Origin of the sequence: Pseudomonas sp. MIACH (assembly GCF_001269925.1) — a bacterium.
In the GTDB taxonomy this organism is placed as follows: domain Bacteria; phylum Pseudomonadota; class Gammaproteobacteria; order Pseudomonadales; family Pseudomonadaceae; genus Aquipseudomonas.
In genome coordinates this window covers 50395-71671 of sequence record NZ_LHVO01000053.1, presented here as the reverse complement: position 1 = coordinate 71671, position 21277 = coordinate 50395, and the positions used below count along the sequence as shown (strand labels likewise).

Genomic DNA, 21277 nt, shown 5'->3' with positions numbered 1-21277 from the left:
CGTCAGGGGGGCAGCAGCATCCGCTCTTCGCCGACTTCCTCGGCATAGCGGGCAACGACCTGCTGGCACAGCCCGACAATCTCCTCCACCAACTCCACCCCCACGCGCCACGACACCACCACCTGCAGATTCGGCAGTTTCTGCGCCATCGGCAACATCACCAATTCGCCGCGTGCCAGTTCTTCGCTGACCAGCACCGGCGGCAGTGCGCCAATGCCGAAGCCATCGCGCAGCAAGCGGGTGATGGCCGACACCGAGTTCACGCAGTTCATCCGCGGTGCAGCCACGCCGTTGGCTTGCATCAGGCTGAGTACATCCTGGTGCGGGTGGGAGTTTTTCGAGTAGGTGATGATGCGCTCCTGGGCCAGATCGGCGAGGGAGGCGTAGTCGCGGTTGTAGATCGACTGGCTGGCGACGATCCAGGCCATGGGGTGGCTGGCCAGTTCCAGGCTGCGCACGGTTTCCAGGCGCAGCAGGTCGGTTTGCAGGATCAGGTCGAGAAAGCCTTTTTGCAGCTGATCGCTGAGGTTAAGCGCGGTATCGGCGACCAATTCGATTTCCACCCGTGGGAAATGGTCCATCAGTTCCGCCACCAACGGGCTGAGCCAGGTGTGGATCACCGTGTCCATCGCGCCGATCCGAATACGCCCGACCTTGCTGCTGGTGGTTTCCAAGGACTGCTTCAGGCCCTGCATGGTCACCATCATCTGCTCGGCATAATCGAGCACCTTCAAGCCTTCCGGGGTCAGGCTCACGCCCCGGGAGTCACGCAGAAACAGCTTCACCCCCAGCTCGCTTTCCAGCACGGCGATGCGGCTGGAGATCGAGGCCTGGGTGGTGAACAGTTTCTCGGCGGTCAGGCGGAAGCTCTTGAGCTTGGCCACCCAGACGAAGGTTTCGAGGAACTTCAAATTCATGGGATCAACTTTTTCTTATGCATGGATCGGTTTTTATTAGTTGGACGCCGCACCGGGCAAACGCCAAAAATCGAGCCATTCCACGATAAGCGCCGTTGGGGTGTCAGGACAAGTTGCGAGTTCTGCGTAAAAAATCCCACACTACAAAAAAACAAAGCCTACAGGAGCAACCAGCGTGAGCCGTCTGCTATTGAATTGCGACATCGGCGAGAGCTTTGGCAACTGGACCATGGGTCTGGATGCCGAGGTCATGCCGTTCATCGATTGCGCCAACCTGGCTTGCGGCTTTCATGCCGGCGATCCGAGCATCATGCGCAAGACCGTCAGCCTGGCGCTCAAGCACGGCGTGCAGGTGGGTGCCCACCCGGCGTATCAGGACCTGCAAGGCTTCGGCCGCCGTTCCATGGCCTACACACCCCAGGAAATCCAGGACCTGCTGCATTACCAGATCGGCGCACTGGATGGCATCTGCCGTGCCCAGGGCGGACGTGTCAGTTACGTCAAACCCCACGGCGCGATGTACAACGACATGATGGCCAACCCGGTGCAACTGCGGGCGGTGATCCAGGCCGTGGCTGCTTATGGCGACCTGCCGCTGATGCTGCTGGCCACCCGCGACAACAGCGCGGCCCAGGCATTGGGGGATGAGTACGGGGTGATCCTGTGGTTCGAGGCTTTCGCCGACCGTGCGTACGACAGCAACGGCCACCTGGTTTCGCGCCAGTTGCCGGGTGCCGTGCACCATGATCCAGAGGTCATCGTCCAACAGTCCTTGACCCTTTCCCGTGGCGAACCCCTGACCGCCAGCGATGGCAGCCCGTTGCTATTGCGCGCCAATACCCTCTGCGTGCATGGCGACAATGCCAGCTCGGTCGCCGCCGTAAAGCGTATCCGCGAGGCATTGAAGCCAGCATGAAGGCACGGATTGAAGTGGTGGCCATTGACTGCCTGATGGTGCGTCTGTTTGAGGTGATCGCCGAAGCCAATATGCCGTGGATGCTCGCTGCCACCCAGCGCTTGCGCAGCGGCTTTGGCGCAGCCTTGGTGGATCTGGTGCCGTCCTACACCACCTTGATGGTGCATTACGACCTCACCATGTTGAGCCCGGCGCAGGCACGCGGACTGATCGACCAGGCGCTGACCGATCTGCAGCCCCAGGCCCAGGGCAGCGGCCAGTGCCATGTGCTGCCGGTGTGGTACGACCTGAGTGTCGGCCCTGAACTGACATTGCTCGCCCAGCGCAGTGGCCTGGCCGTCGACGACGTGATCCGTCGTCACAGTGCCCACGAATACCAGGTGTTCGCTCTCGGCTTCGCCCCCGGTTTTGCCTTTATGGGGTTGGTGGATGAAATCCTCGCCACGCCGCGCCTGAGCACCCCGCGCAAACGCGTGGCGGCCGGCAGCGTGGGCATCGCCGAGCGGCAAACCGCTGCCTACCCGGTGGTGTCCCCCGGTGGCTGGAACCTCATTGGCCGCACGCCGGCCAAGCTGTTTGATCGCGAGCGCGACGGCTACAGCCTGATGCAGCCTGGCGACACCGTGCGCTTTGAGTCAGTCAGCCACGCTGAATTTATCCATCTGGGTGGCGATGACACGCCGTTGGAGGCGCAGGCATGAGCCGCTTGATCATTGAGGCCAGCACGCCGCTGTGCCTGTTGCAGGACGCCGGTCGTTTTGGCGTGCGCCACCTGGGCGTAACCCAGGGCGGCGCGCTGGATTGGGTGTCGATGTCCTGGGCCAATTGGCTGCTGGGCAATGCGCTGGACGCGCCGGTGGTGGAAATCACCCTCGGCGGCTTTACCGTACAGGCCGAGGAGTATTGCCTGCTGGCCTTGGCCGGGGCGGACTTGGGCGCGTATATCGACGAGCGCGCCATCAGCCCTGGGCGCAGTTTTATCCTGCAAAAGGGCCAGCGCCTGCGCTTTACCCAACCGTTCAGCGGTGCGCGGGCTTACCTGGCGGCGCCGGGCGGGTTTGATGCGCCGGATGTGCTGGGCAGTTGTGCCACGGTGGTACGCGAGGAACTGGGCGGGCCGGACGGCTTTGGCAAGGCCCTGGCTGAAGGCGGGCGGTTGGCCTATTCCGGTACTGGTGGAGCGATGAAAGTGCTGGCCAATCCAAGCCTGCCTGCCAAAGCTGCATTGGATGTGATTGTTGGCGCACAAATTGGCCTGTTCAGCGGCCAGAGCCTGTTCGATGCCTTCAACACCGACTGGGCCCTGGACAGTCGCGCCGACCGCATGGGCATGCGCTTGCTCGGTACGCCGTTGCAGTACCAAGGGCCGTCGCTGATCTCCGAAGGGATCCCGTTGGGGGGCATCCAGGTGCCGCCGGATGGGCAGCCGATTGTGTTGCTCAATGATCGGCAGACCATTGGCGGGTATCCGCGTCTGGGCGCGTTGACGCCATTGGCGCTGGCGCGGCTGGCGCAGTGTTTGCCGGGGGAGACGGTGAGGTTGGCGCCGGTGGTGCAGGAAACGGCGCATCGGCAGCATGTGGCGTATCTGCGCAGGTTTACCGCGTAAAGAAAACTCCTACGGGAGTGCCAGCGTTTGTCGTCTTCGCTGCTTGGGTGCAGTCATGAAAATCTTGATAGGTCCATCCACTACTCAGGATTTGCCATGCGCTATTTGAAGATATTTGCCCAAGATGTGTTCGATAACGATATTCCCGACGTGGTCTATCTGGAGTTCTATGACGACTCCCAAGCCCGCGCGCTTGTCCACCGGGCGACGGCGTTCGATATCACCGAAAACGGCCAGTTCGACTGGGTCATTGCGGACGATCTCAATCAGGACGGTATTGTCGACACCGTGGACCGGGAGATGGCCCTTGAGTTTGCCCAGCTGTTTCTGGCATTCGAACGGTTCAGCCTCGACGAACCCTTCGACAAGTACCTGAAGGTATTTGCCGGGGACTTTGATAACAACGGGATTCCCGACACGGTGCGCTTGCACTTTCATCAAGGGGAAGGGGCGCCCCGAGATGAAACCATTGTCTATTCGGCGGCGGTGTACAGCGACGGTAATGGTCGGGGGAGCACTGTCTCGATCAACCAGGACGTCAACAATGATGGGGTAGTCGACCGTCAGGATTCGGAACTGGTCAAACAGTTCGCTGCGCTGTTCCTCAAGTTTGCCTGGATCGACAGCGAGCACTGCTGAGTGTGCCTGTAGCCGATACCATCGGCTACAGGACTGCCATCACTTGGACAGGAAGCGCATCCCTTCCTCAAGCCCGCGCAGCGTCAGCGGGTACATCTGATCCTCCACCAACTCCCGCACAATCCCCGTCGACGCGGTATAGCCCCACGTATCCTTGGGATACGGGTTTATCCAGATCAGCTTCTTGTACTTGGCCATGAAGCGCTGCATCCACACATAGCCCGGTTCTTCATTCCAGTGCTCGACGCTGCCGCCGGCCTGGGTGATTTCATACGGCGCCATCGACGCATCGCCGATAAAGATCACTTTGTAGTCGGCGCCGTACTTGTGCAGCAGGTCCTGAGTAGATGTTCGCTCCGAGGTGCGGCGCTGGTTGTTCTTCCACACCGACTCGTACACGAAGTTGTGGAAGTAGAAGTACTCCAGGTGCTTGAACTCGGTCTTGCACGCCGAGAACAGTTCTTCGCAGATCTTCACGTGGGCGTCCATCGAGCCGCCGATATCGAACAACAACAGCAGCTTGATGGTGTTGCGCCGTTCCGGGCGCATCTGGATATTCAGCAGCCCGGCATCGCGAGCGGTGTGGTCGATGGTGCCGTCGATGTCCAACTCTTCGGCCGCACCCTGGCGGGCGAACTTGCGCAGGCGGCGCAGGGCGATCTTGATATTGCGCGTGCCCAGTTCCACCTGGTCATCGAGGTTCTTGTACTCTCGCTGGTCCCAGACTTTCACCGCCTTACCCTGGCGCTTGCCGGCGTCGCCGACGCGAATGCCTTCCGGGTTGTAGCCGCCGGAGCCGAACGGGCTGGTACCGCCGGTGCCGATCCATTTGTTGCCGCCGGCGTGGCGTTCTTTCTGTTCTTCCAGGCGCTTTTTGAATTCCTCGATCAGCTTGTCCAGGCCGCCCAGGGACTGGATCTGCGCGCGTTCTTCATCGCTCAGCGAGCGCTCGAACTCCTTGCGCAGCCAGTCTTCGGGGATCAGCGCCTGCAGGTGGTCGTCGAGCTTTTCCAAGCCGTTGAAATAGGCGCTGAAGGCGCGGTCGAACTTGTCGAAATGCCGCTCGTCCTTGACCAGGATCGCCCGGGCCAAGTAGTAAAACTCGTCCATGTCGGCGAAGGTCACGCGCTGTTTCAGCGCGTTGATCAGGTCGAGTAGTTCGCGCACCGACACCGGGACCTTGGCGGCACGCATTTCATTGAACAGGTTGAGCAACATTAGCGATTACCGCGACGGCTCATGAACGCCAGACGTTCCAGCAACTGCACGTCTTGCTCGTTCTTGACCAAGGCACCGGCCAGGGGCGGGATGGCCTTGGTGGGGTCGCGCTCGCGCAGCACCGCTTCGCCGATATTGTCGGCCATCAGCAGCTTGAGCCAGTCGACCAATTCGGAGGTGGACGGTTTCTTCTTCAGGCCCGGCACTTTGCGCACATCGAAGAACACGTCCAGCGCTTCGCTGACCAGGTCTTTCTTGATGTCCGGGTAGTGCACGTCGACGATTTTTTGCAGGGTGGTGCGGTCGGGGAAGGCGATGTAGTGGAAGAAGCAGCGGCGCAGGAACGCGTCCGGCAGCTCTTTTTCGTTGTTGGAGGTAATGATGATGATCGGGCGCTTCTTGGCCTTGATGGTCTCGTCGATTTCGTAGACGTAGAACTCCATCTTGTCGAGTTCTTGCAGCAGGTCGTTGGGGAACTCGATGTCAGCCTTGTCGATTTCATCGATCAGCAGGATCACCCGCTCCTCGGACTCGAACGCTTCCCAGAGCTTGCCCTTCTTCAGGTAGTTGCGCACGTCGTGCACCTTGTCCACGCCCAGTTGCGAGTCGCGCAGGCGGCTGACCGCGTCATACTCGTACAGGCCCTGATGGGCCTTGGTGGTGGACTTGATGTGCCAGGTGATCAGCTTGGCGCCGAAGGACTCGGCCAGTTGTTCGGCGAGCATGGTCTTGCCGGTGCCGGGCTCACCCTTGACCAGCAGCGGGCGCTCCAGGGTGATGGCAGCGTTGACGGCCAGTTTCAGGTCATCGGTGGCAACGTAGGCCTGGGTGCCTTCGAACTTCATCGGTCATTCCTCGAATTCATCAATGCCCGACTATACCGCGAGGCCCCGGCGACTGTGAACGCAGACGGGTTATTCAGTCTCTGAATGACCGGTCACGGCTCAATCCGCCGAGGGCTTGGGCTGTTCATAGCGCGCATTGAACGCCTGGATAAAACCATTGCGTAAAATCGCCAAAAATGCGGAGAACGCGCTGACATTTTGCTGATGCACGCTGCCACTGAGTTCCACGCGGGTAGCGAACTGGTTCTTGGACTGGTTTTTCAGCACCGTCTCGCTGGCGCCGACCACGGCCTCCCAGATCGAACGGAAGATGTTCTTGTCCTTGTTCTCGACGTCCTGCTTCCAGTCGAAGACCTCCACATCGCGCAGCAGTGGCTTGATGTACCCGGTCAATTGGCCTTTTTGCGCCTGGGCTTCGATCACCACGTCCCCCGTGCCGGCCTTGAAGTCGAACTTGCCATAGGCCGAGGCGAAGTCATTCATGCGCTTGAGCTGCAGGTCTTTGGCGCGGAAGCGGAATTCGAAGTCTTCGAAATTGTTCAACGGGTCAAAGGTGGCGGTCGCTTCCAGTGGCGCCTGCCCTTGCAGCAGGGCCTTGCCCTCAAACCGCGCGTCGCGTTTGCCTTTGATGTCCACCACGTTGGTGAGGTTGTAGAAACTGGCGTTCACCGACGTCGCATTGATGTTCACCGGCGGGGTGGAACTGAAATTGTGAAAGGCGATCTTGCCCTCTTCGATACGGACCTCATTGAGGGTAATCGGCAACAGCTTGCGCAGTTGCTCCTGCCAGTCGGTGCCCTTACCGGTCTGGGATGCCTGCTTGTTGGCGCCACCGTCGACGAAATTGACCTCAGGCCTGACAAAATGCCCCTCGGCAACCACGGCGTGGTCGTACCACAGCGAGTGCCAGCTCACGGCGAATTCGATCAGGGGCGCCTTGACGAACGGCACGGGCACCTTGCCGTCCACCTTGACGATTTGCAGGCCATTGATCCGGTAAGCACCGCGCCATAAGGCCAGGTCCACATCGGCGACTTCGCCACGGTAGTCACCCATGTCGGCAAGCTTATCGTTCAGGTAATTGCGCACCATATAAGGCAGCGCGATGCTCACGGCCACCAGCACCACCACCAATCCGGCGACGGTCCATAGCGGCCAACTGTAGCGACGTTTCATGGGGCAGTTCTCCTTGCAGGTAGGAGATGGACTGTCGGGATGCGCGCAACGTTCCTCTGACTGGACGCTTGGCAACACGAGGCATACCCTTGGGGCCTTCCTGAAAATCGCCTAATAGGACCCGCCATGAGCCGCATTTTTGCAGACAACGCGCACTCCATCGGAAACACGCCCCTGGTTCAGATCAACCGTATCGCACCCCGTGGCGTGACCATCCTGGCCAAGATCGAAGGGCGTAACCCGGGTTACTCGGTGAAGTGCCGCATTGGCGCAAACATGATCTGGGACGCTGAAAGCACCGGCAAACTCAAGCCGGGCATGACCATCGTAGAGCCGACTTCCGGCAACACCGGCATCGGCCTGGCGTTCGTCGCTGCCGCCCGTGGCTACAAGTTGCTGCTGACCATGCCGGCGTCCATGAGCATCGAACGCCGCAAGGTGCTCAAGGCACTGGGCGCCGAGCTGGTCCTGACCGAGCCGGCCAAGGGCATGAAGGGTGCCATCGACAAGGCCGGCGAAATCGTTGCCAGTGACCCGGCCACCTACTTTATGCCGGCCCAGTTCGAAAACCCGGCCAACCCGGCCATCCATGAAAAAACCACCGGTCCGGAAATCTGGAACGACACCGATGGCGCCGTGGACGTGCTGGTGGCGGGCGTGGGTACGGGTGGCACCATCACCGGTGTCTCGCGCTACATCAAGAACATCGCGGGCAAGCCGATCCTGTCGGTGGCTGTCGAGCCAATGGTTTCGCCCGTCATCACCCAGGCCCTGGCCGGTGCAGAGATCAAGCCCAGCCCCCACAAGATCCAGGGGATTGGCGCCGGGTTCGTGCCGAAAAATCTTGACCTGTCGATGGTCGACCGCGTGGAACTGGTGACCGACGAGGAATCCAAGGCCATGGCCCTGCGCCTGATGCAGGAAGAGGGCATCCTCTGCGGTATCTCCTGCGGTGCCGCCATGGCCGTGGCCGTGCGCCTGGCCGAGAAGCCGGAAATGCAGGGCAAGACCATCGTGGTGATCCTGCCGGACTCCGGTGAACGCTACCTGTCGAGCATGCTGTTCAGCGATTTGTTTACCGAGCAAGAAAACCAGGCTTGATTTATGTCAGCCGGTCAGCCTGGGCCTTCTGCATAATGGCCCAACTGTTTATCATGGCCGGCTGTTACGTCTGGTCTCCCGTCGCCGGGAGGCTGTTGGCCAGGCGCTTATTTCCAGGAGTTGCTGCATGACCTTTTCTTTGGCCGCCAAACTGTCGGTGTTGTTGCTGTTTATCGGCAGCACGCTGTATGTGCACCTGCGCGGCAAGGCCCGTTTGCCGATGTTGCGTCAGTTCGTCAACCATTCGGCGCTGTTCGCCCCCTATAACGCCTTGATGTACCTGTTTTCGGCCGTGCCGTCCAAGCCATACCTGGACCGCAGCAAGTTCCCGGAACTGGACGTGCTCAAGGACAACTGGGAGGTGATCCGCGAAGAGGCCATGCACCTGTTCGACGAGGGTTACATCCGCGCCGCCGAAAAGAACAACGACGCCGGTTTCGGTTCGTTCTTCAAGAAGGGCTGGAAGCGTTTCTACCTCAAGTGGTACGACAAACCCCTGCCATCGGCCGAGGCGCTGTGCCCGAAAACCGTGGCGCTGGTGAGCAGCATCCCCAACGTCAAGGGCGCGATGTTCGCGCTGTTGCCGGGCGGCAGCCACCTCAACCCGCACCGTGACCCGTTTGCCGGTTCCCTGCGTTATCACCTGGGCTTGTCTACGCCGAACTCCGACGACTGCCGCATCTTCGTCGACGGTCAGGTGTATGCCTGGCGCGACGGTGAGGACGTGATGTTCGACGAAACCTACGTGCACTGGGTGAAGAACGAAACCGAGAAGACCCGCGTGATCCTGTTCTGCGACATCGAACGCCCGCTGAGCAATCGCGTGATGACCCGCGTCAACCGCTGGGTCAGCAAGCAGCTGGGCCGCGCCACCGCGCCGCAGAACCTCGACGACGAGCGCGTCGGCGGCATCAACCAGGCGTATGCCTGGAGCAAGACCTTCAGCGACAAGTTCAGCGGCGTGGTCAAGCAGTGGAAGCGCAAGCATCCGAAGGCTTACCGCATTGCACGGCCGGTGCTGGCGGTGGTGGTGCTGGTGCTGTTGTGGAAGTGGTTGTTCGGCTGATCTGAAGCGTTAAACGCGATCAAAATGTGGGAGGGGGCTTGCTCCCGATGGCGGTGGATCAGTCACAGATGTTTTGACTGACATACCGTCATCGGGAGCAAGCCCCCTCCCACATTAGATCTCCATTGCTTTTGAGACCGCCTTAAGAGGCGATCAACTGCCGCAGCACATAGTGCAAAATCCCCCCCGACTTGAAGTATTCCACTTCATTCAAGGTATCGATCCGGCACAGCACCTCGACCTTCTCGCTGCTGCCATCCTCGCGGGTAATCACCAGCGTCAGGTTCATTCGCGGCACGATCTCTACTTCGGTCAGCCCGAGAATATCGATCTTCTCCTTACCGGTGAGCTTGAGCGCCTTGCGGTTCTGATCCAGCTTGAACTGCAGCGGCAGCACGCCCATGCCCACCAGGTTGGAACGGTGGATCCGCTCGAAACTCTCGGCGATCACCGCCTTGACCCCCAGCAGGTTGGTGCCCTTGGCGGCCCAGTCGCGGCTGGAGCCGGTGCCGTACTCTTGGCCGGCGATCACCACCAGCGGTGTGCCGCAGGCCTGGTACTTCATGGCCGCATCGTAGATCGGCATTTTCTCGCCGGTGGGGATGTACAGCGTGTTGCCGCCTTCCTCGCCGCCGAGCATTTCATTGCGGATGCGGATGTTGGCGAAGGTGCCGCGCATCATCACTTCATGGTTGCCCCGGCGTGAGCCGTAGGAGTTGAAGTCACGCGGCTCCACGCCTTGCTCGCGCAGGTAGCGGCCGGCAGGGCTGTCGGCCTTGATGTTGCCGGCGGGGGAGATGTGGTCGGTGGTCACCGAGTCGCCCAGCAACGCCAGTACGTTGGCGCCCTTGACGTCTTTGATCACCGGCAGGGGGCCGGCAATGTCGTCGAAGAACGGCGGGTGCTGGATGTAGGTGGAGTCTTTCTGCCACACGTAAGTCGCGGCCTGTGGCACTTCAATGGCTTGCCATTGCTCGTCACCGGCAAACACTTCGGCGTACTCCTTGTGGAACATGCCGGTGCTGACTTGCGCTACTGCGTCAGCGATCTCTTTGCTGCTCGGCCAGATGTCCTTCAAATACACCGGATTACCCTGCTGATCGTTACCCAGCGGTTCGCTGCTGATATCGATGCGTACGGTCCCCGCCAAGGCGTAGGCCACCACCAGCGGCGGCGAGGCCAGCCAGTTGGTTTTCACCAGGGGGTGCACGCGGCCTTCGAAGTTGCGGTTGCCGGACAGCACCGAGGCCACAGCGAGGTCGGCCTTCTGGATGGCTTTTTCAATCGGCTCAGGCAACGGCCCGGAGTTGCCGATGCAGGTGGTGCAGCCATAACCCACCAGGTCGAAGCCAAGTTTGTCCAGATACTGGGTGAGGCCCGCGGCCTTGTAGTAGTCGGTGACCACTTTGGAGCCCGGCGCCAGGGAGGTTTTCACCCAGGGTTTGCGCGTGAGGCCTTTCTCCACGGCTTTTTTCGCCACCAGCCCGGCGGCCATCATCACGCTGGGGTTGGACGTGTTGGTGCAGGAGGTGATAGCGGCGATCACCACGGCGCCGTTTTTCAGGCGATAGGTCTGGCCTTCATATTCATAGTCGGTTTCGCCCACCAGGTCGGCGTTGCCCACGGCTACACCGCCGCCGCCTTCACTTTCCAGGCGGCCTTCTTCTTTGTTGGTGGGCTTGAATTGCAGGTCGAGGAAGTCGCTGAACGCCTGGCCGACGTTGGGCAGGGAGACACGGTCCTGTGGGCGTTTCGGCCCAGCGAGGCTGGCTTCGACGCTGCCCATGTCGAGGGCCAGGCTGTCGGTGAACACCGGCTCCTGGCCAGCGTTGCGCCACAGGCCCTGGGCCTTGGTGTAGGCCTCGACCAGCTTCACGGTGGCAGCCGGGCGACCGGAGAGGCGCAGGTAGTCCAGGGTCACCTCATCCACCGGGAAAAAGCCGCAAGTGGCGCCGTATTCCGGGGCCATGTTGGCGATGGTTGCGCGGTCCGCCAGGGGCAGGTCGGCGAGGCCGTCGCCGTAGAACTCGACGAACTTACCCACCACGCCTTTCTTGCGCAGCATTTGGGTGACGGTCAGCACCAGGTCGGTGGCGGTGATGCCTTCCTTGAGCTTGCCGGTGAGCTTGAAGCCGATCACTTCCGGGATCAGCATCGATACCGGCTGGCCGAGCATCGCCGCTTCCGCTTCGATCCCGCCCACGCCCCAGCCGAGCACGCCGAGGCCGTTGATCATGGTGGTGTGGGAGTCGGTGCCGACCAGGGTGTCGGGGAACGCGTAGGTGCGGCCGTCCTCGTCCTTGGTCCACACGGTGCGGCCCAGGTATTCGAGGTTGACCTGGTGGCAGATGCCAGTGCCCGGCGGCACCACGCTGAAGTTGTCAAAGGCACTCTGGCCCCAGCGCAGGAAGGCGTAGCGTTCGCCGTTGCGCTGCATTTCGATGTCGACGTTCTGCTCGAAGGCGTCGGCGTTGCCGAACTTGTCGACCATCACCGAGTGGTCGATCACCAGGTCCACGGGCGAGAGCGGGTTGATGCGCTGCGGGTCGCCGCCGGCCTTGGCCACGGCGGCGCGCATGGCGGCCAGGTCGACCACGGCGGGTACGCCGGTAAAATCCTGCATCAGCACGCGGGCGGGGCGGTACTGGATCTCGCGGTCGGACTGGCGCTCTTTGAGCCAGGCGGCAATGGCCTTCAGGTCGGCGCCGGTGACGGTCTTGTTGTCTTCCCAGCGCAGCAGGTTCTCCAGCAGCACCTTGAGGGACATCGGCAGCTTATCCAGGTCACCCAGGCTCTTGGCGGCCTCGGGCAGGCTGAAATAGTGGTAGGTCTTGTCGTCGATTTCTAAAGTTTTAAGGGTTCTCAGGCTATCAAGGGATGACATTACATGACTCCTTATGGTCCGCACGGCTACGGACCTGACGGGACGAACAGAGCTTTCAAACTAGCCCTGTTTTCAGTAGCTGGCTAATTACTGGACTCTATGGACAGAACCAAGGTTCCGAACTCGGCTATCATGCGCGCGTTTTCATGACAGGCATTGCGATAGCGCAACGTCAGTTGAGTCACCAGGAGAGTCGATGAACACCCTTTTTATGCACTGCCGCCCGGGGTTTGAGGGCGAAGTCTGTTCCGAGATCGCGGAACACGCCGCGCGCCTGAACGTTTCCGGCTACGCCAAGGCCAAGACCGGCAGCGCCTGCGCCGAATTTGTCTGCACCGAGGAAGACGGCGCCCAGCGCCTGATGCACGGCCAGCGCTTTGCCGAGCTGATCTTCCCGCGGCAGTGGGCGCGCGGGGTGTTTATCGACCTGCCGGAAACCGACCGTATCAGCGTGATCCTCGCTCACCTGCGTGAATTCCCGGTGTGCGGCAGCCTGTGGCTGGAGATGGTCGACACCAATGACGGCAAGGAACTCTCGAACTTCTGCAAGAAATTCGAAGTGCACCTGCGCAAAGCCTTGTTGAACGCCGGCAAGCTGGTGGACGACCCGAGCAAGCCGCGCCTGCTACTGACCTTCAAAAGCGGCCGCGAAGTGTTTATGGGCCTGGCCGAGTCGAATAACTCGGCGATGTGGCCGATGGGCATCCCGCGCCTGAAATTCCCCCGTGACGCGCCCAGCCGCTCGACCTTGAAGCTGGAAGAGGCCTGGCACCACTTTATCCCCCGCGACCAGTGGGACGAGCGCCTGCATGGCGACATGACCGGCGTCGATCTGGGCGCAGCCCCTGGCGGCTGGACCTGGCAACTGGTCAACCGTGGCATGCTGGTGACCGCCATCGACAACGGCCCCATGGCCGAAAGCCTGATGGACACCGGCCTGGTGCAGCACCTGATGGCAGACGGCTTTACCTTCGTGCCCAAGCAGCCGGTGGACTGGATGGTCTGCGATATCGTCGAAAAGCCGGCGCGCAACGCGGCGCTGCTGGAAACCTGGATCGGCGAAGGGCATTGCCGCGAGGCGGTGGTGAACCTGAAGCTGCCGATGAAACAGCGTTACGCCGAGGTCAAGCGCCTGCTGGAACGTATCGAAGACGGTTTCAAGGCGCGCGGCATTCGGGTGGAGATCGGCTGCAAGCAGCTGTATCACGACCGTGAAGAAGTGACCTGCCACCTGCGTCGGCTGGTGGATGTGAAGAAAACCAAGGCCCGCTAAACTGAGCGCCGGTTTCAGGAGTAGACAATGAGCGATATTTTCGACACCGCCGTTGATGGCACCCTCGATGCAACGGGCCTCAACTGCCCGGAGCCGGTGATGATGCTGCACCAGCACATCCGCGACCTGCCGCCCGGCGGCTTGCTCAAGGTGATCGCGACCGATCCGTCGACCCGTCGCGATATTCCCAAGTTTTGCGTGTTCCTTGACCACGAACTGGTGGATCAGCAGGAGCAGTCCGGTACCTATCTGTACTGGATCCGCAAAAAACTCGACTAACACCGGTCCCTGTAGGAGCGAGCTTGCTCGCGAAGGGCGTTAACGATGACGCGGGTATCCTGAAGGAACGCGGCGCTCTCGGGTTTTTCGCGAGCAAGCTCGCTCCTACAGAGGGACGCGTTGTGCTTATGCCTTGTTGGCGCGAATGCGCCGGCGTGCACTGCGCGCCAGGCGCACCAGCAACATCCCCGCCGCACAGCTCAAGCCCACGATCAGCCCTTGCCACAAACCACTCGGGCCGCTGGGTTCGCCCAACCAGTGGGTCAGCCCCAGGGCGTAACCCACCGGCAGCCCGACGCCCCAGTAGGCAAACAGGGTCAGCACCATGGTCACGCGGGTGTCCTGGTAGCCCCGCAGGGCGCCGGCGGCGGTGACCTGGATCGAATCACTGAACTGGAACAGCGCGGAAAACACAATCAGCGTCGATGCCAGGTGGATGACGATAGGGTCCGGGGTGTAGATCGCCGCAATCTGCTCGCGAAACACCAGCATCAGGCTGCACGACAGGCAGGCGTAAGCCAGCGCCGTGCCCATGCCGACCCCGGCGGCGAAACGTGCTTCACGCGCCTCGCCACGCCCCAGGGCCTGGCCGACGCGCACGGTGACGGCCATGCTCAGGGAATAGGGGATCATGAACACCAGTGAGCTGACGTTCAGCGCGATCTGGTGCCCCGACACAACGGTGGCGCCCAGGCTGCCGAGCAGCAGGGCGATGACGGCAAAGATGCTCGATTCGGCAAAGATCGCGATGCCGATCGGCAGGCCAATCCCCAGTACGCGCTTGATCACCGACCACTGCGGCCAGTCGAAGCGCTTGAACAGTTCGCTGCTCTGGTAGGCGGCCCCCCAGCGGGTCCAGGCGGCCATGCCGAGCATCATCACCCACATCGCAATCGCCGTGGCCCAACCGCAGCCCACGCCACCCATCGCCGGCACGCCCAGGTGGCCGTAGATGAAGATGTAGTTCAGCGGAATATTCAACGCCAGCCCGCACAGGCCCATGGCCATGCTGGGCAGCGTACGGCCCAGGCCATCACTGAAACAGCGCAGCACGTAATACAGGGCAACGGCGGGCATACCGGCGGCGATGCCATGCAGGTAGCCCATGGTGGGGGCAATCAGGTCCGGCTCAACCTTCATGGCATGCAGGATCGGCTCGGCACAGAGCAACAGCAGCGCGCCGATGATGCCGACCACCACGGCCAGCCACAAAGACTGACGCACCAACGGCCCGATTTCGCCGTAGTGGCCCGCACCGTAGCGTTGGGCGACTTTGGGCGTGGTGGCCAGCAGGGTGCCGGTCATCAGCAGGTAAACCGGAATCCAGATCGAGTTGCCCAGGCCCACCGCCGCCAGGTCCTGGGGGCTGACGCGCCCGGCCATCACCGCATCGACGAAGCTCATGGCGGTGGTTGCCAGTTGGCCGACCATGATCGGCAGCGCGAGCGTCAGCAGGCCGCCCACTTCCCGGCTGATGCGGGCGGGGCGGGAGAGGGGGGCAGTGGCAGTGTTCACGTACGGGAGTCCAGTTAAGAGTGGCGCAAGGCCGCGGATTCTACGCCTTGACGTAACGGTCAGGAAAAAACCTGTGTTAGGGATTTGTAAGCGAGCTGCGAGGCCACCGCATATCCAGTGTGGGAGGGGGGCTTGCTCCCTCCTACATTGAAGATCGCATCCCTGTACACTGCTGATCCGCCAAAGGAGCCTGCCATGCTGATTGTTGCCGACGAAAATATCCCGCTGCTCGATGAGTTCTTCCATGGATTTGGCGAGATTCGCCGCGTGTCCGGCCGTTCCATCGACCGCGCCACCGTCGAACAGGCCGATGTACTGCTGGTGCGTTCGGTAACCAACGTCAACCGCGCCCTGCTGGACGGCAGCAAGGTGCGTTTTGTCGGCACCTGCACCATCGGCACCGACCACCTCGACCTCGATTACTTCAAGCAGGCCGGAATCCAGTGGTCCAGCGCTCCCGGCTGTAATGCCCGGGGTGTGGTGGACTATGTGCTCGGCAGCCTGCAGACCCTGGCCGAGATCGAGGGTGCTGACCTTAATCAACGCACCTACGGCGTTGTGGGTGCCGGTGAGGTCGGTGGGCGGCTGGTCAGGGTGCTCAAGGGGCTGGGCTGGAACGTGTTGGTGTGCGACCCGCCGCGACAGATTGCCGAGGAAGGGGATTACGTCAGCCTGGAGCAGATCATCGAGCAATGCGATGTCATCAGCCTGCACACGCCGTTGACCAAGTCCGGCAATGGTTCCACCTGGCACCTGTTTGATCGCGACCGTCTCAACCGCCTCAAACCCGGCACCTGGCTGATCAACGCCAGCCGTGGCCCGGTGGTGGACAACGCCGCCCTGCGCGACGTGCTGCTGGAGCGCGAAGACCTGCAAGCGGTGCTGGACGTGTGGGAAGGCGAGCCCGAGGTGGACGTCGACCTGGCCGACCTGTGTGTATTGGCCACGCCGCATATCGCCGGTTATAGCCTTGACGGCCGGCAGCGCGGTACGGCGCAGATCTATCAGGCGCTCTGCGCGTACCTGGGGCAGGAACCGGGCATTCAGTTGAGCGATTTGTTGCCGCCAGCGTGGTTGGCCGAGGTGCATTTGAACGCATCGACCGACCCCGCCTGGGCGCTCGCGACGTTGTGCCGCAGCGTGTACGACCCGCGCCGTGATGATGCGGATTTTCGCCGTAGTCTGGTGGGAACAGTGGAAGAGCAGCGCAAGGCGTTCGACCTTTTACGCAAGGGCTACCCGGCGCGCCGCGAGATTGACGCTTTGAAAGTGCGCATCAACGGCGAGTCAGCGGTGTTGTCGAGCATCGTGTCCGCATTGGGCGCGGAAACCGTTTAAACGCCGAATAAAAAACCCGGCCACCTGGGCCGGGTTTGAAAGAACGTGGCGCTTCAGCCTTGCTGGGCAGGCTTGACCAGTCGCTGTTCCAGCTCGCGGCACGCTTGCTGGATCATCTCTTCGGTAATCTGCACTTCGCGGCCCTGGGCGTCGATCACGGAGCAAGGCAATTGCTGCGGCTGGCGGATCACTTCAATTTTGGCATCGCTGCTATTTTGCAAGGTCATGGCCTGTCTCCTCATCAGGTTGTGTACCTACTCTGAACCCCCCGCGTGACCGCGCTGTTACAACTCCCTGCGAGATCACCGGTTCGAACGCTCACTCCAGCAGAAACCGCTACAAATTTCCAGTTGAACGTTAGACCGATAGCCTCTAGGGGCTAGCATCGGTGGGCATAATTAATCTGACTCATTGCTGTTACGAAAGTTGTTATTTGCCCAAGTTCCCCCAATGTGTGTGTACACGTTCCTCATCGGTGATGCCCTCCATGCTCTCAGTCCGTCAACGCCGCGCGATTCGCCTGGCCAGCCGCTTTGTCGCGCCCTACCGCTGGCAGGCACTGGGTGCCCTGGTGGCGCTTATCGTCACGGCTGGCATCACCTTGTCCATGGGCCAGGGCATTCGGCTGCTGGTGGACCAGGGCTTTATGACCCAGTCACCACACCTGCTCAACCAGTCCATCGGCCTGTTCATGGTGTTGGTGCTGGGCTTGGCCGTGGGCACGTTTGCGCGGTTTTACCTGGTGTCGTGGATCGGTGAGCGGGTGGTGGCGGACATTCGCCGGCAGGTCTTCAACCACCTGATCTACCTGCACCCGGGTTTCTACGAGAACAACCGCAGCTCGGAAATCCAATCGCGGCTGACCACCGACACCACCTTGCTGCAATCGGTGATCGGTTCGTCGCTGTCGCTGTTCCTGCGTAATGCCTTGATGGTGATCGGCGGCATCGTGCTGCTGTTCATCACCAACCCCAAGCTCACCAGCATTGTGGTGGTGGCGCTGCCGCTGGTGCTGGCGCCGATCCTGATTTTCGGCCGCCGCGTGCGCAGTTTGTCGCGCCTGAGCCAGGACCGTATCGCCGATGTGGGCAGCTACGTCTCCGAGACCCTCGGCCAGATCAAGACCGTGCAGGCCTATAACCACCAGGTGCAGGACGAACAGCGCTTTGCCGTGACCGTTGAAGAGGCGTTCACCACCGCACGCAAGCGCATCGCCCAGCGCGCCTGGTTGATCACCCTGGTGATCATGCTGGTACTCGGCGCTGTGGGCGTGATGCTCTGGGTCGGCGGCATGGATGTGATCAGCGGGCGCATTTCCGGCGGCGAGCTGGCCGCGTTTGTGTTCTACAGCCTGATCGTCGGCAGCGCCGTCGGTACCCTGAGCGAAGTCCTCGGTGAACTGCAGCGGGCCGCTGGTGCGGCGGAGCGCATTGGTGAGCTGTTGCAGTCGAGCAACGAGATCCAGGCGCCTGCCACTGGGGGTGTGTCGTTGCCGGAGCGCGTCAGCGGTCGCATGGAGTTGCAGGACCTGCGCTTTTCCTACCCTTCGCGGCCGGACAGCTACGCCATCGACGGCCTGAACCTGAGTATCAATCCTGGCGAAACCCTGGCGCTGGTGGGCCCGTCCGGCGCGGGCAAGTCGACGCTTTTCGACCTGTTGCTGCGCTTCTACGATCCTCAGCAAGGCCGCATCCTGGTCGAGGGCCAGGCGTTGACCGATCTCGACCCCCTGGACCTGCGTCGTCACTTCGCCCTGGTGTCCCAGAGCCCGGCGCTGTTCTTTGGCAGCGTCGAAGAAAACATCCGCTACGGCAACCCAACCGCCACCCGTGAGCAAGTCGAAGCCGCCGCCCGCATTGCTCACGCCCACGATTTCATCCTGCAAATGCCCGATGGCTACCAGACCCACCTCGGCGACGGCGGCATGGGCCTCTCCGGCGGCCAGCGTCAACGCCTGGCGATTGCCCGCGCGTTGCTGGTAGACGCGCCCATCCTGCTGCTGGACGAAGCCACCAGCGCCCTGGATGCCCAGAGTGAACACCTGATCCAGCAAGCGTTGCCGCAATTGATGCAAGGGCGCACCACGCTGGTTATCGCCCATCGACTGGCGACGGTGAAGAACGCCGACCGCATTGCGGTCATGGACCAGGGCAAGCTGGTGGCCGTGGGCACGCACCAGCAGTTGATTGCGAGCAACCCGCTGTATGCGCGGTTGGCGGCGTTGCAGTTCAGCGACGCCGCAGAGGTTGCAAAAAACCAGGCCTAGCACGATCTATGTGGCGAGCGGGCTTGTTGTGGCGAGCGGGCTTGCCCCGCGTTGGGCTGCGTAGCAGCCGCCAAAAACTATCAGTTGCACCGCAACGACTGGCTCAGGAGCGCTTCGCACTCCAACGCGGGGCAAGCCCGCTCGCCACAGGGATGTGGTGCGTCATTGGTCGTCAAAATACCGCTCATGCCAATCCACCAGCGGCTGTGGCGAGTTGAGCTTTTGCCCGTAGATAACCGAATAAGACAGCACGTTCTGCACATACTGGCGGGTTTCGTCGAACGGGATGCTTTCCACCCATACATCGAAACTCAGGTGGTCCGCGCCACGTAGCCATTGGCGCACGCGGCCGGGGCCGGCGTTGTAGGCGGCGGAGGCGAGGACGCGGTTGCCGTTGAACTGGCTGTGCACCTGGCTCAGGTAAGCGGCGCCGAGCTGGATGTTTTTGTCCGGGTCCAGCACCTGGGCGGGTGAGGCCAGGGGAATGCTGAACTTGCGCGCGGTGTCCTTGGCGGTGCCGGGCATCAGTTGCATCAGGCCGCTGGCGCCGACACCGGAGCGGGCGTCGTCCATGAAGGCGCTTTCCTGGCGGGTGATAGCGAACACCCAGCTGGAATGCAGGCCACGCACCTTGGCTTCGCGCACCAGGGTGTCGCGGTGGGCCATCGGGAAGCGGATATCCAGGTCATCCCAGTACTGCGCCTGGCTGATGGTGCGGATTGCCGGGAAGTACCACTTCATGTCGTAGGCCAGCTTGGCCTGGGCGACCATTTCGTCACGGTTGAAGTGGCGGCTGACGTGGTACCACTCGCGGCGACCATCCACTATCTGACCACGGGCATAGAACTCAAGGGCACGGCGTACACCTGGGGTGTTGCGCACTTTGTTCACCAGCGCCTGGCTCATCAGCAGCGGCTTGTTCTTCAACTGGTACGGGGCCTTGGAGCGATCGGCGGCGAGGAAGCCGTAGAAGTCGCGTTCTTGCGCCAGGTTCTTGTACAGCACCAGGGCTTGCGGGTTTTTCGGCTCGGCCAGTTCCAGGCTACGGGCCTGCCAGTAGCGCCAGCGGTTGGTGGTGGCCAAATCCTGCGGGAGTTTGCGCGTCAGTTGGTAGGCATCTTCCCAGCGGGCCAGGCGCAAGAGCAGGCGCAGACGCCATTCGGACACGGTGTTGTCGCGCAGCTCGGGGTCGTATTTGGTCATCACTTCTAGTGCGCGCGGGTCAAAGCGCTTGGCCAGGGTCAGGCCGATTTCGCGGGCGATTGCCACTTTTTCGTCACGGGAGAAGTGCATGCTGCTGGCGTAACCGTCGAGCAGGGCCATGGCCTTGTCCGGATCCTGGCGTGCCAGGCGGCGCAGTCCCAGGCCCACGGCGTCAGACATCGCCTCCGTGGCCGGCAGGAAGCGCGACGGGTCGCTGAGCATGTCAGGCTTTTGCGCCACGTCCACCATCAGGCGGCCCTGGGCACCCAGGGTCGGCAGGGTTTTTACCAGGCTGTTGGCCAGCGGGTAGTTGCGTGCTTCGGCGGCGAGTTTGGCGCGGTCCCAGATTTTTTGTTCGGTGAGTTGGCCGTCCGCGGCCCACTGGCCGAAGGTGGCATCACAGGCGGCCGGCTGGGATTTGCCGGTCATCCACAGTTTTTCGGTGGTTTTGTAGCCTTCAGCCTTCAAGTTGTGGGTCAGTTGGAACTGGCCATGCAGGCAGTCCAGCTCGACGAAATTGAGCTTGGGGTCGTAGTACTTTTCAAAGGTCTGCCAGTCGCCACGGTCGGCCAACCAGCGCAACCAGCGCAGTTTCATCCAGTTGGCCTGGGGCAGGTCGCCGTTTTTGGCGAGAAATTGTTCGATTTCCTCGTTGCTGGCGGTTTTCAGCCGGGCGGTCAGTTCGTCGTAGGCCAGGTAGGGTGTCAGCGGGTAGTCCGCCAGGGCCTGGCTGTATTGCATGTAGGGGCCGGTATCACCCTTGGCCAGGGCGCGTTTGGCTTCATCGTAATATTGACGTTGGGTGGTGAGGTCCACGGCCTGGGCGGATTGAACGGCGGTGGCGGAAAGAAGCAGACAAGATAAAAAGTTGAAAAGGCGACTGCGCATGAGACGTCCGTGCAGAGAAATCACGACTAGCACCGGCACCGCCGACACTGATTGCCCCTAGCTTAGCCTTTTGCCAGCGACCGGCGAAAGCTTTGCCAGTGGGTTCGTTCAAGTTCGCCGGAAATGTCCTACAGAACGTGTCGG

The 21277-nt window shown here is 61.7% G+C and carries 18 protein-coding genes; 10 read left to right on the top strand and 8 right to left on the bottom strand.

Annotated features, from left to right (window positions below):
* Positions 1 to 2: 2 nt before the first annotated feature.
* A complete protein-coding gene (locus AD670_RS20730) occupies positions 3 to 917 on the bottom strand; it encodes a LysR family transcriptional regulator (protein WP_053136623.1) in 915 nt (304 codons plus the stop codon).
* 175 nt (positions 918 to 1092) lie between these two features.
* Between AD670_RS20730 and AD670_RS20725 the strand changes: the two genes are divergently transcribed.
* From AD670_RS20725 to AD670_RS20710, 4 genes are all read left to right on the top strand, one after another.
* On the top strand, positions 1093 to 1833 hold the full coding sequence (locus AD670_RS20725; protein WP_053136620.1) for a 5-oxoprolinase subunit PxpA: 741 nt from the start codon (positions 1093 to 1095) through the stop codon (positions 1831 to 1833).
* A complete protein-coding gene (gene pxpB / locus AD670_RS20720) occupies positions 1830 to 2534 on the top strand; it encodes a 5-oxoprolinase subunit PxpB (RefSeq protein ID WP_053136617.1) in 705 nt (234 codons plus the stop codon). Before AD670_RS20725 ends, pxpB begins: the two co-directional genes overlap by 4 nt.
* Complete coding sequence (locus tag AD670_RS20715) at positions 2531 to 3442, top strand: biotin-dependent carboxyltransferase family protein (protein ID WP_053136614.1); 912 nt, start codon at positions 2531 to 2533, stop codon at positions 3440 to 3442. The genes pxpB and AD670_RS20715 overlap by 4 nt, the downstream gene beginning before the upstream one ends.
* Before the next feature lie 96 nt (positions 3443 to 3538).
* Positions 3539 to 4081 carry a hypothetical protein gene (locus AD670_RS20710; protein ID WP_053136611.1) on the top strand — a complete coding sequence of 181 codons (543 nt, stop codon included), beginning with the start codon at positions 3539 to 3541 and terminating at the stop codon, positions 4079 to 4081.
* 39 nt (positions 4082 to 4120) lie between these two features.
* Here AD670_RS20710 and AD670_RS20705 read toward each other — a convergent pair whose 3' ends face one another.
* From AD670_RS20705 to AD670_RS20695, 3 genes are all read right to left on the bottom strand, one after another.
* Positions 4121 to 5299, bottom strand: coding sequence for a VWA domain-containing protein (locus tag AD670_RS20705; RefSeq protein WP_017848758.1), 1179 nt, complete (start codon positions 5297 to 5299; stop codon positions 4121 to 4123).
* Positions 5299 to 6144, bottom strand: coding sequence for a MoxR family ATPase (locus tag AD670_RS20700; protein ID WP_003210690.1), 846 nt, complete (start codon positions 6142 to 6144; stop codon positions 5299 to 5301). Before AD670_RS20700 ends, AD670_RS20705 begins: the two co-directional genes overlap by 1 nt.
* A gap of 99 nt (positions 6145 to 6243) precedes the next feature.
* Entirely contained in the window at positions 6244 to 7320 is a 1077-nt protein-coding gene (locus AD670_RS20695; protein ID WP_053136608.1) for a DUF748 domain-containing protein, read from the bottom strand.
* Between the two features lie 126 nt (positions 7321 to 7446).
* Between AD670_RS20695 and cysK the strand changes: the two genes are divergently transcribed.
* Positions 7447 to 8421 carry a cysteine synthase A gene (cysK, locus tag AD670_RS20690; protein ID WP_053136605.1) on the top strand — a complete coding sequence of 325 codons (975 nt, stop codon included), beginning with the start codon at positions 7447 to 7449 and terminating at the stop codon, positions 8419 to 8421.
* A 127-nt stretch (positions 8422 to 8548) separates the two neighbouring features.
* Positions 8549 to 9487, top strand: coding sequence for an aspartyl/asparaginyl beta-hydroxylase domain-containing protein (locus AD670_RS20685; RefSeq protein ID WP_032888770.1), 939 nt, complete (start codon positions 8549 to 8551; stop codon positions 9485 to 9487).
* Between the two features lie 142 nt (positions 9488 to 9629).
* Here the strand turns inward: AD670_RS20685 and acnA are convergent, their stop codons facing one another.
* Positions 9630 to 12371 carry an aconitate hydratase AcnA gene (gene acnA, locus AD670_RS20680; protein WP_053136603.1) on the bottom strand — a complete coding sequence of 914 codons (2742 nt, stop codon included), beginning with the start codon at positions 12369 to 12371 and terminating at the stop codon, positions 9630 to 9632.
* 196 nt (positions 12372 to 12567) lie between these two features.
* Between acnA and rlmM the strand changes: the two genes are divergently transcribed.
* Both rlmM and tusA read left to right on the top strand, forming a co-directional pair.
* On the top strand, positions 12568 to 13644 hold the full coding sequence (gene rlmM, locus AD670_RS20675) for a 23S rRNA (cytidine(2498)-2'-O)-methyltransferase RlmM (protein ID WP_053136601.1): 1077 nt from the start codon (positions 12568 to 12570) through the stop codon (positions 13642 to 13644).
* A 27-nt stretch (positions 13645 to 13671) separates the two neighbouring features.
* Entirely contained in the window at positions 13672 to 13923 is a 252-nt protein-coding gene (tusA, locus tag AD670_RS20670) for a sulfurtransferase TusA (RefSeq protein WP_053136598.1), read from the top strand.
* A 126-nt stretch (positions 13924 to 14049) separates the two neighbouring features.
* Here tusA and AD670_RS20665 read toward each other — a convergent pair whose 3' ends face one another.
* The gene (locus AD670_RS20665; protein ID WP_053136595.1) at positions 14050 to 15438 is read right to left on the bottom strand and encodes an MATE family efflux transporter; all 1389 of its coding nucleotides are present in this window, start codon (positions 15436 to 15438) and stop codon (positions 14050 to 14052) included.
* A 195-nt stretch (positions 15439 to 15633) separates the two neighbouring features.
* Here AD670_RS20665 and pdxB point away from each other — a divergent pair, with 195 nt between their 5' ends.
* The gene (gene pdxB, locus AD670_RS20660) at positions 15634 to 16776 is read left to right on the top strand and encodes a 4-phosphoerythronate dehydrogenase PdxB (protein ID WP_053136592.1); all 1143 of its coding nucleotides are present in this window, start codon (positions 15634 to 15636) and stop codon (positions 16774 to 16776) included.
* Positions 16777 to 16829: 53 nt separating this feature from the next.
* On the opposite strand, the gene AD670_RS31710 is transcribed toward pdxB, so the two are convergent.
* Positions 16830 to 17003: a PA1571 family protein gene (locus AD670_RS31710; protein WP_053136589.1), complete on the bottom strand. Its 174-nt coding sequence runs from the start codon at positions 17001 to 17003 to the stop codon at positions 16830 to 16832.
* 251 nt (positions 17004 to 17254) lie between these two features.
* Here AD670_RS31710 and AD670_RS20650 point away from each other — a divergent pair, with 251 nt between their 5' ends.
* Positions 17255 to 19042, top strand: coding sequence for an ABC transporter transmembrane domain-containing protein (locus tag AD670_RS20650; RefSeq protein ID WP_172681509.1), 1788 nt, complete (start codon positions 17255 to 17257; stop codon positions 19040 to 19042).
* A 162-nt stretch (positions 19043 to 19204) separates the two neighbouring features.
* Here AD670_RS20650 and AD670_RS20645 read toward each other — a convergent pair whose 3' ends face one another.
* Positions 19205 to 21133, bottom strand: coding sequence for a transglycosylase SLT domain-containing protein (locus tag AD670_RS20645; RefSeq protein ID WP_053136583.1), 1929 nt, complete (start codon positions 21131 to 21133; stop codon positions 19205 to 19207).
* Positions 21134 to 21277 lie beyond the last annotated feature (144 nt).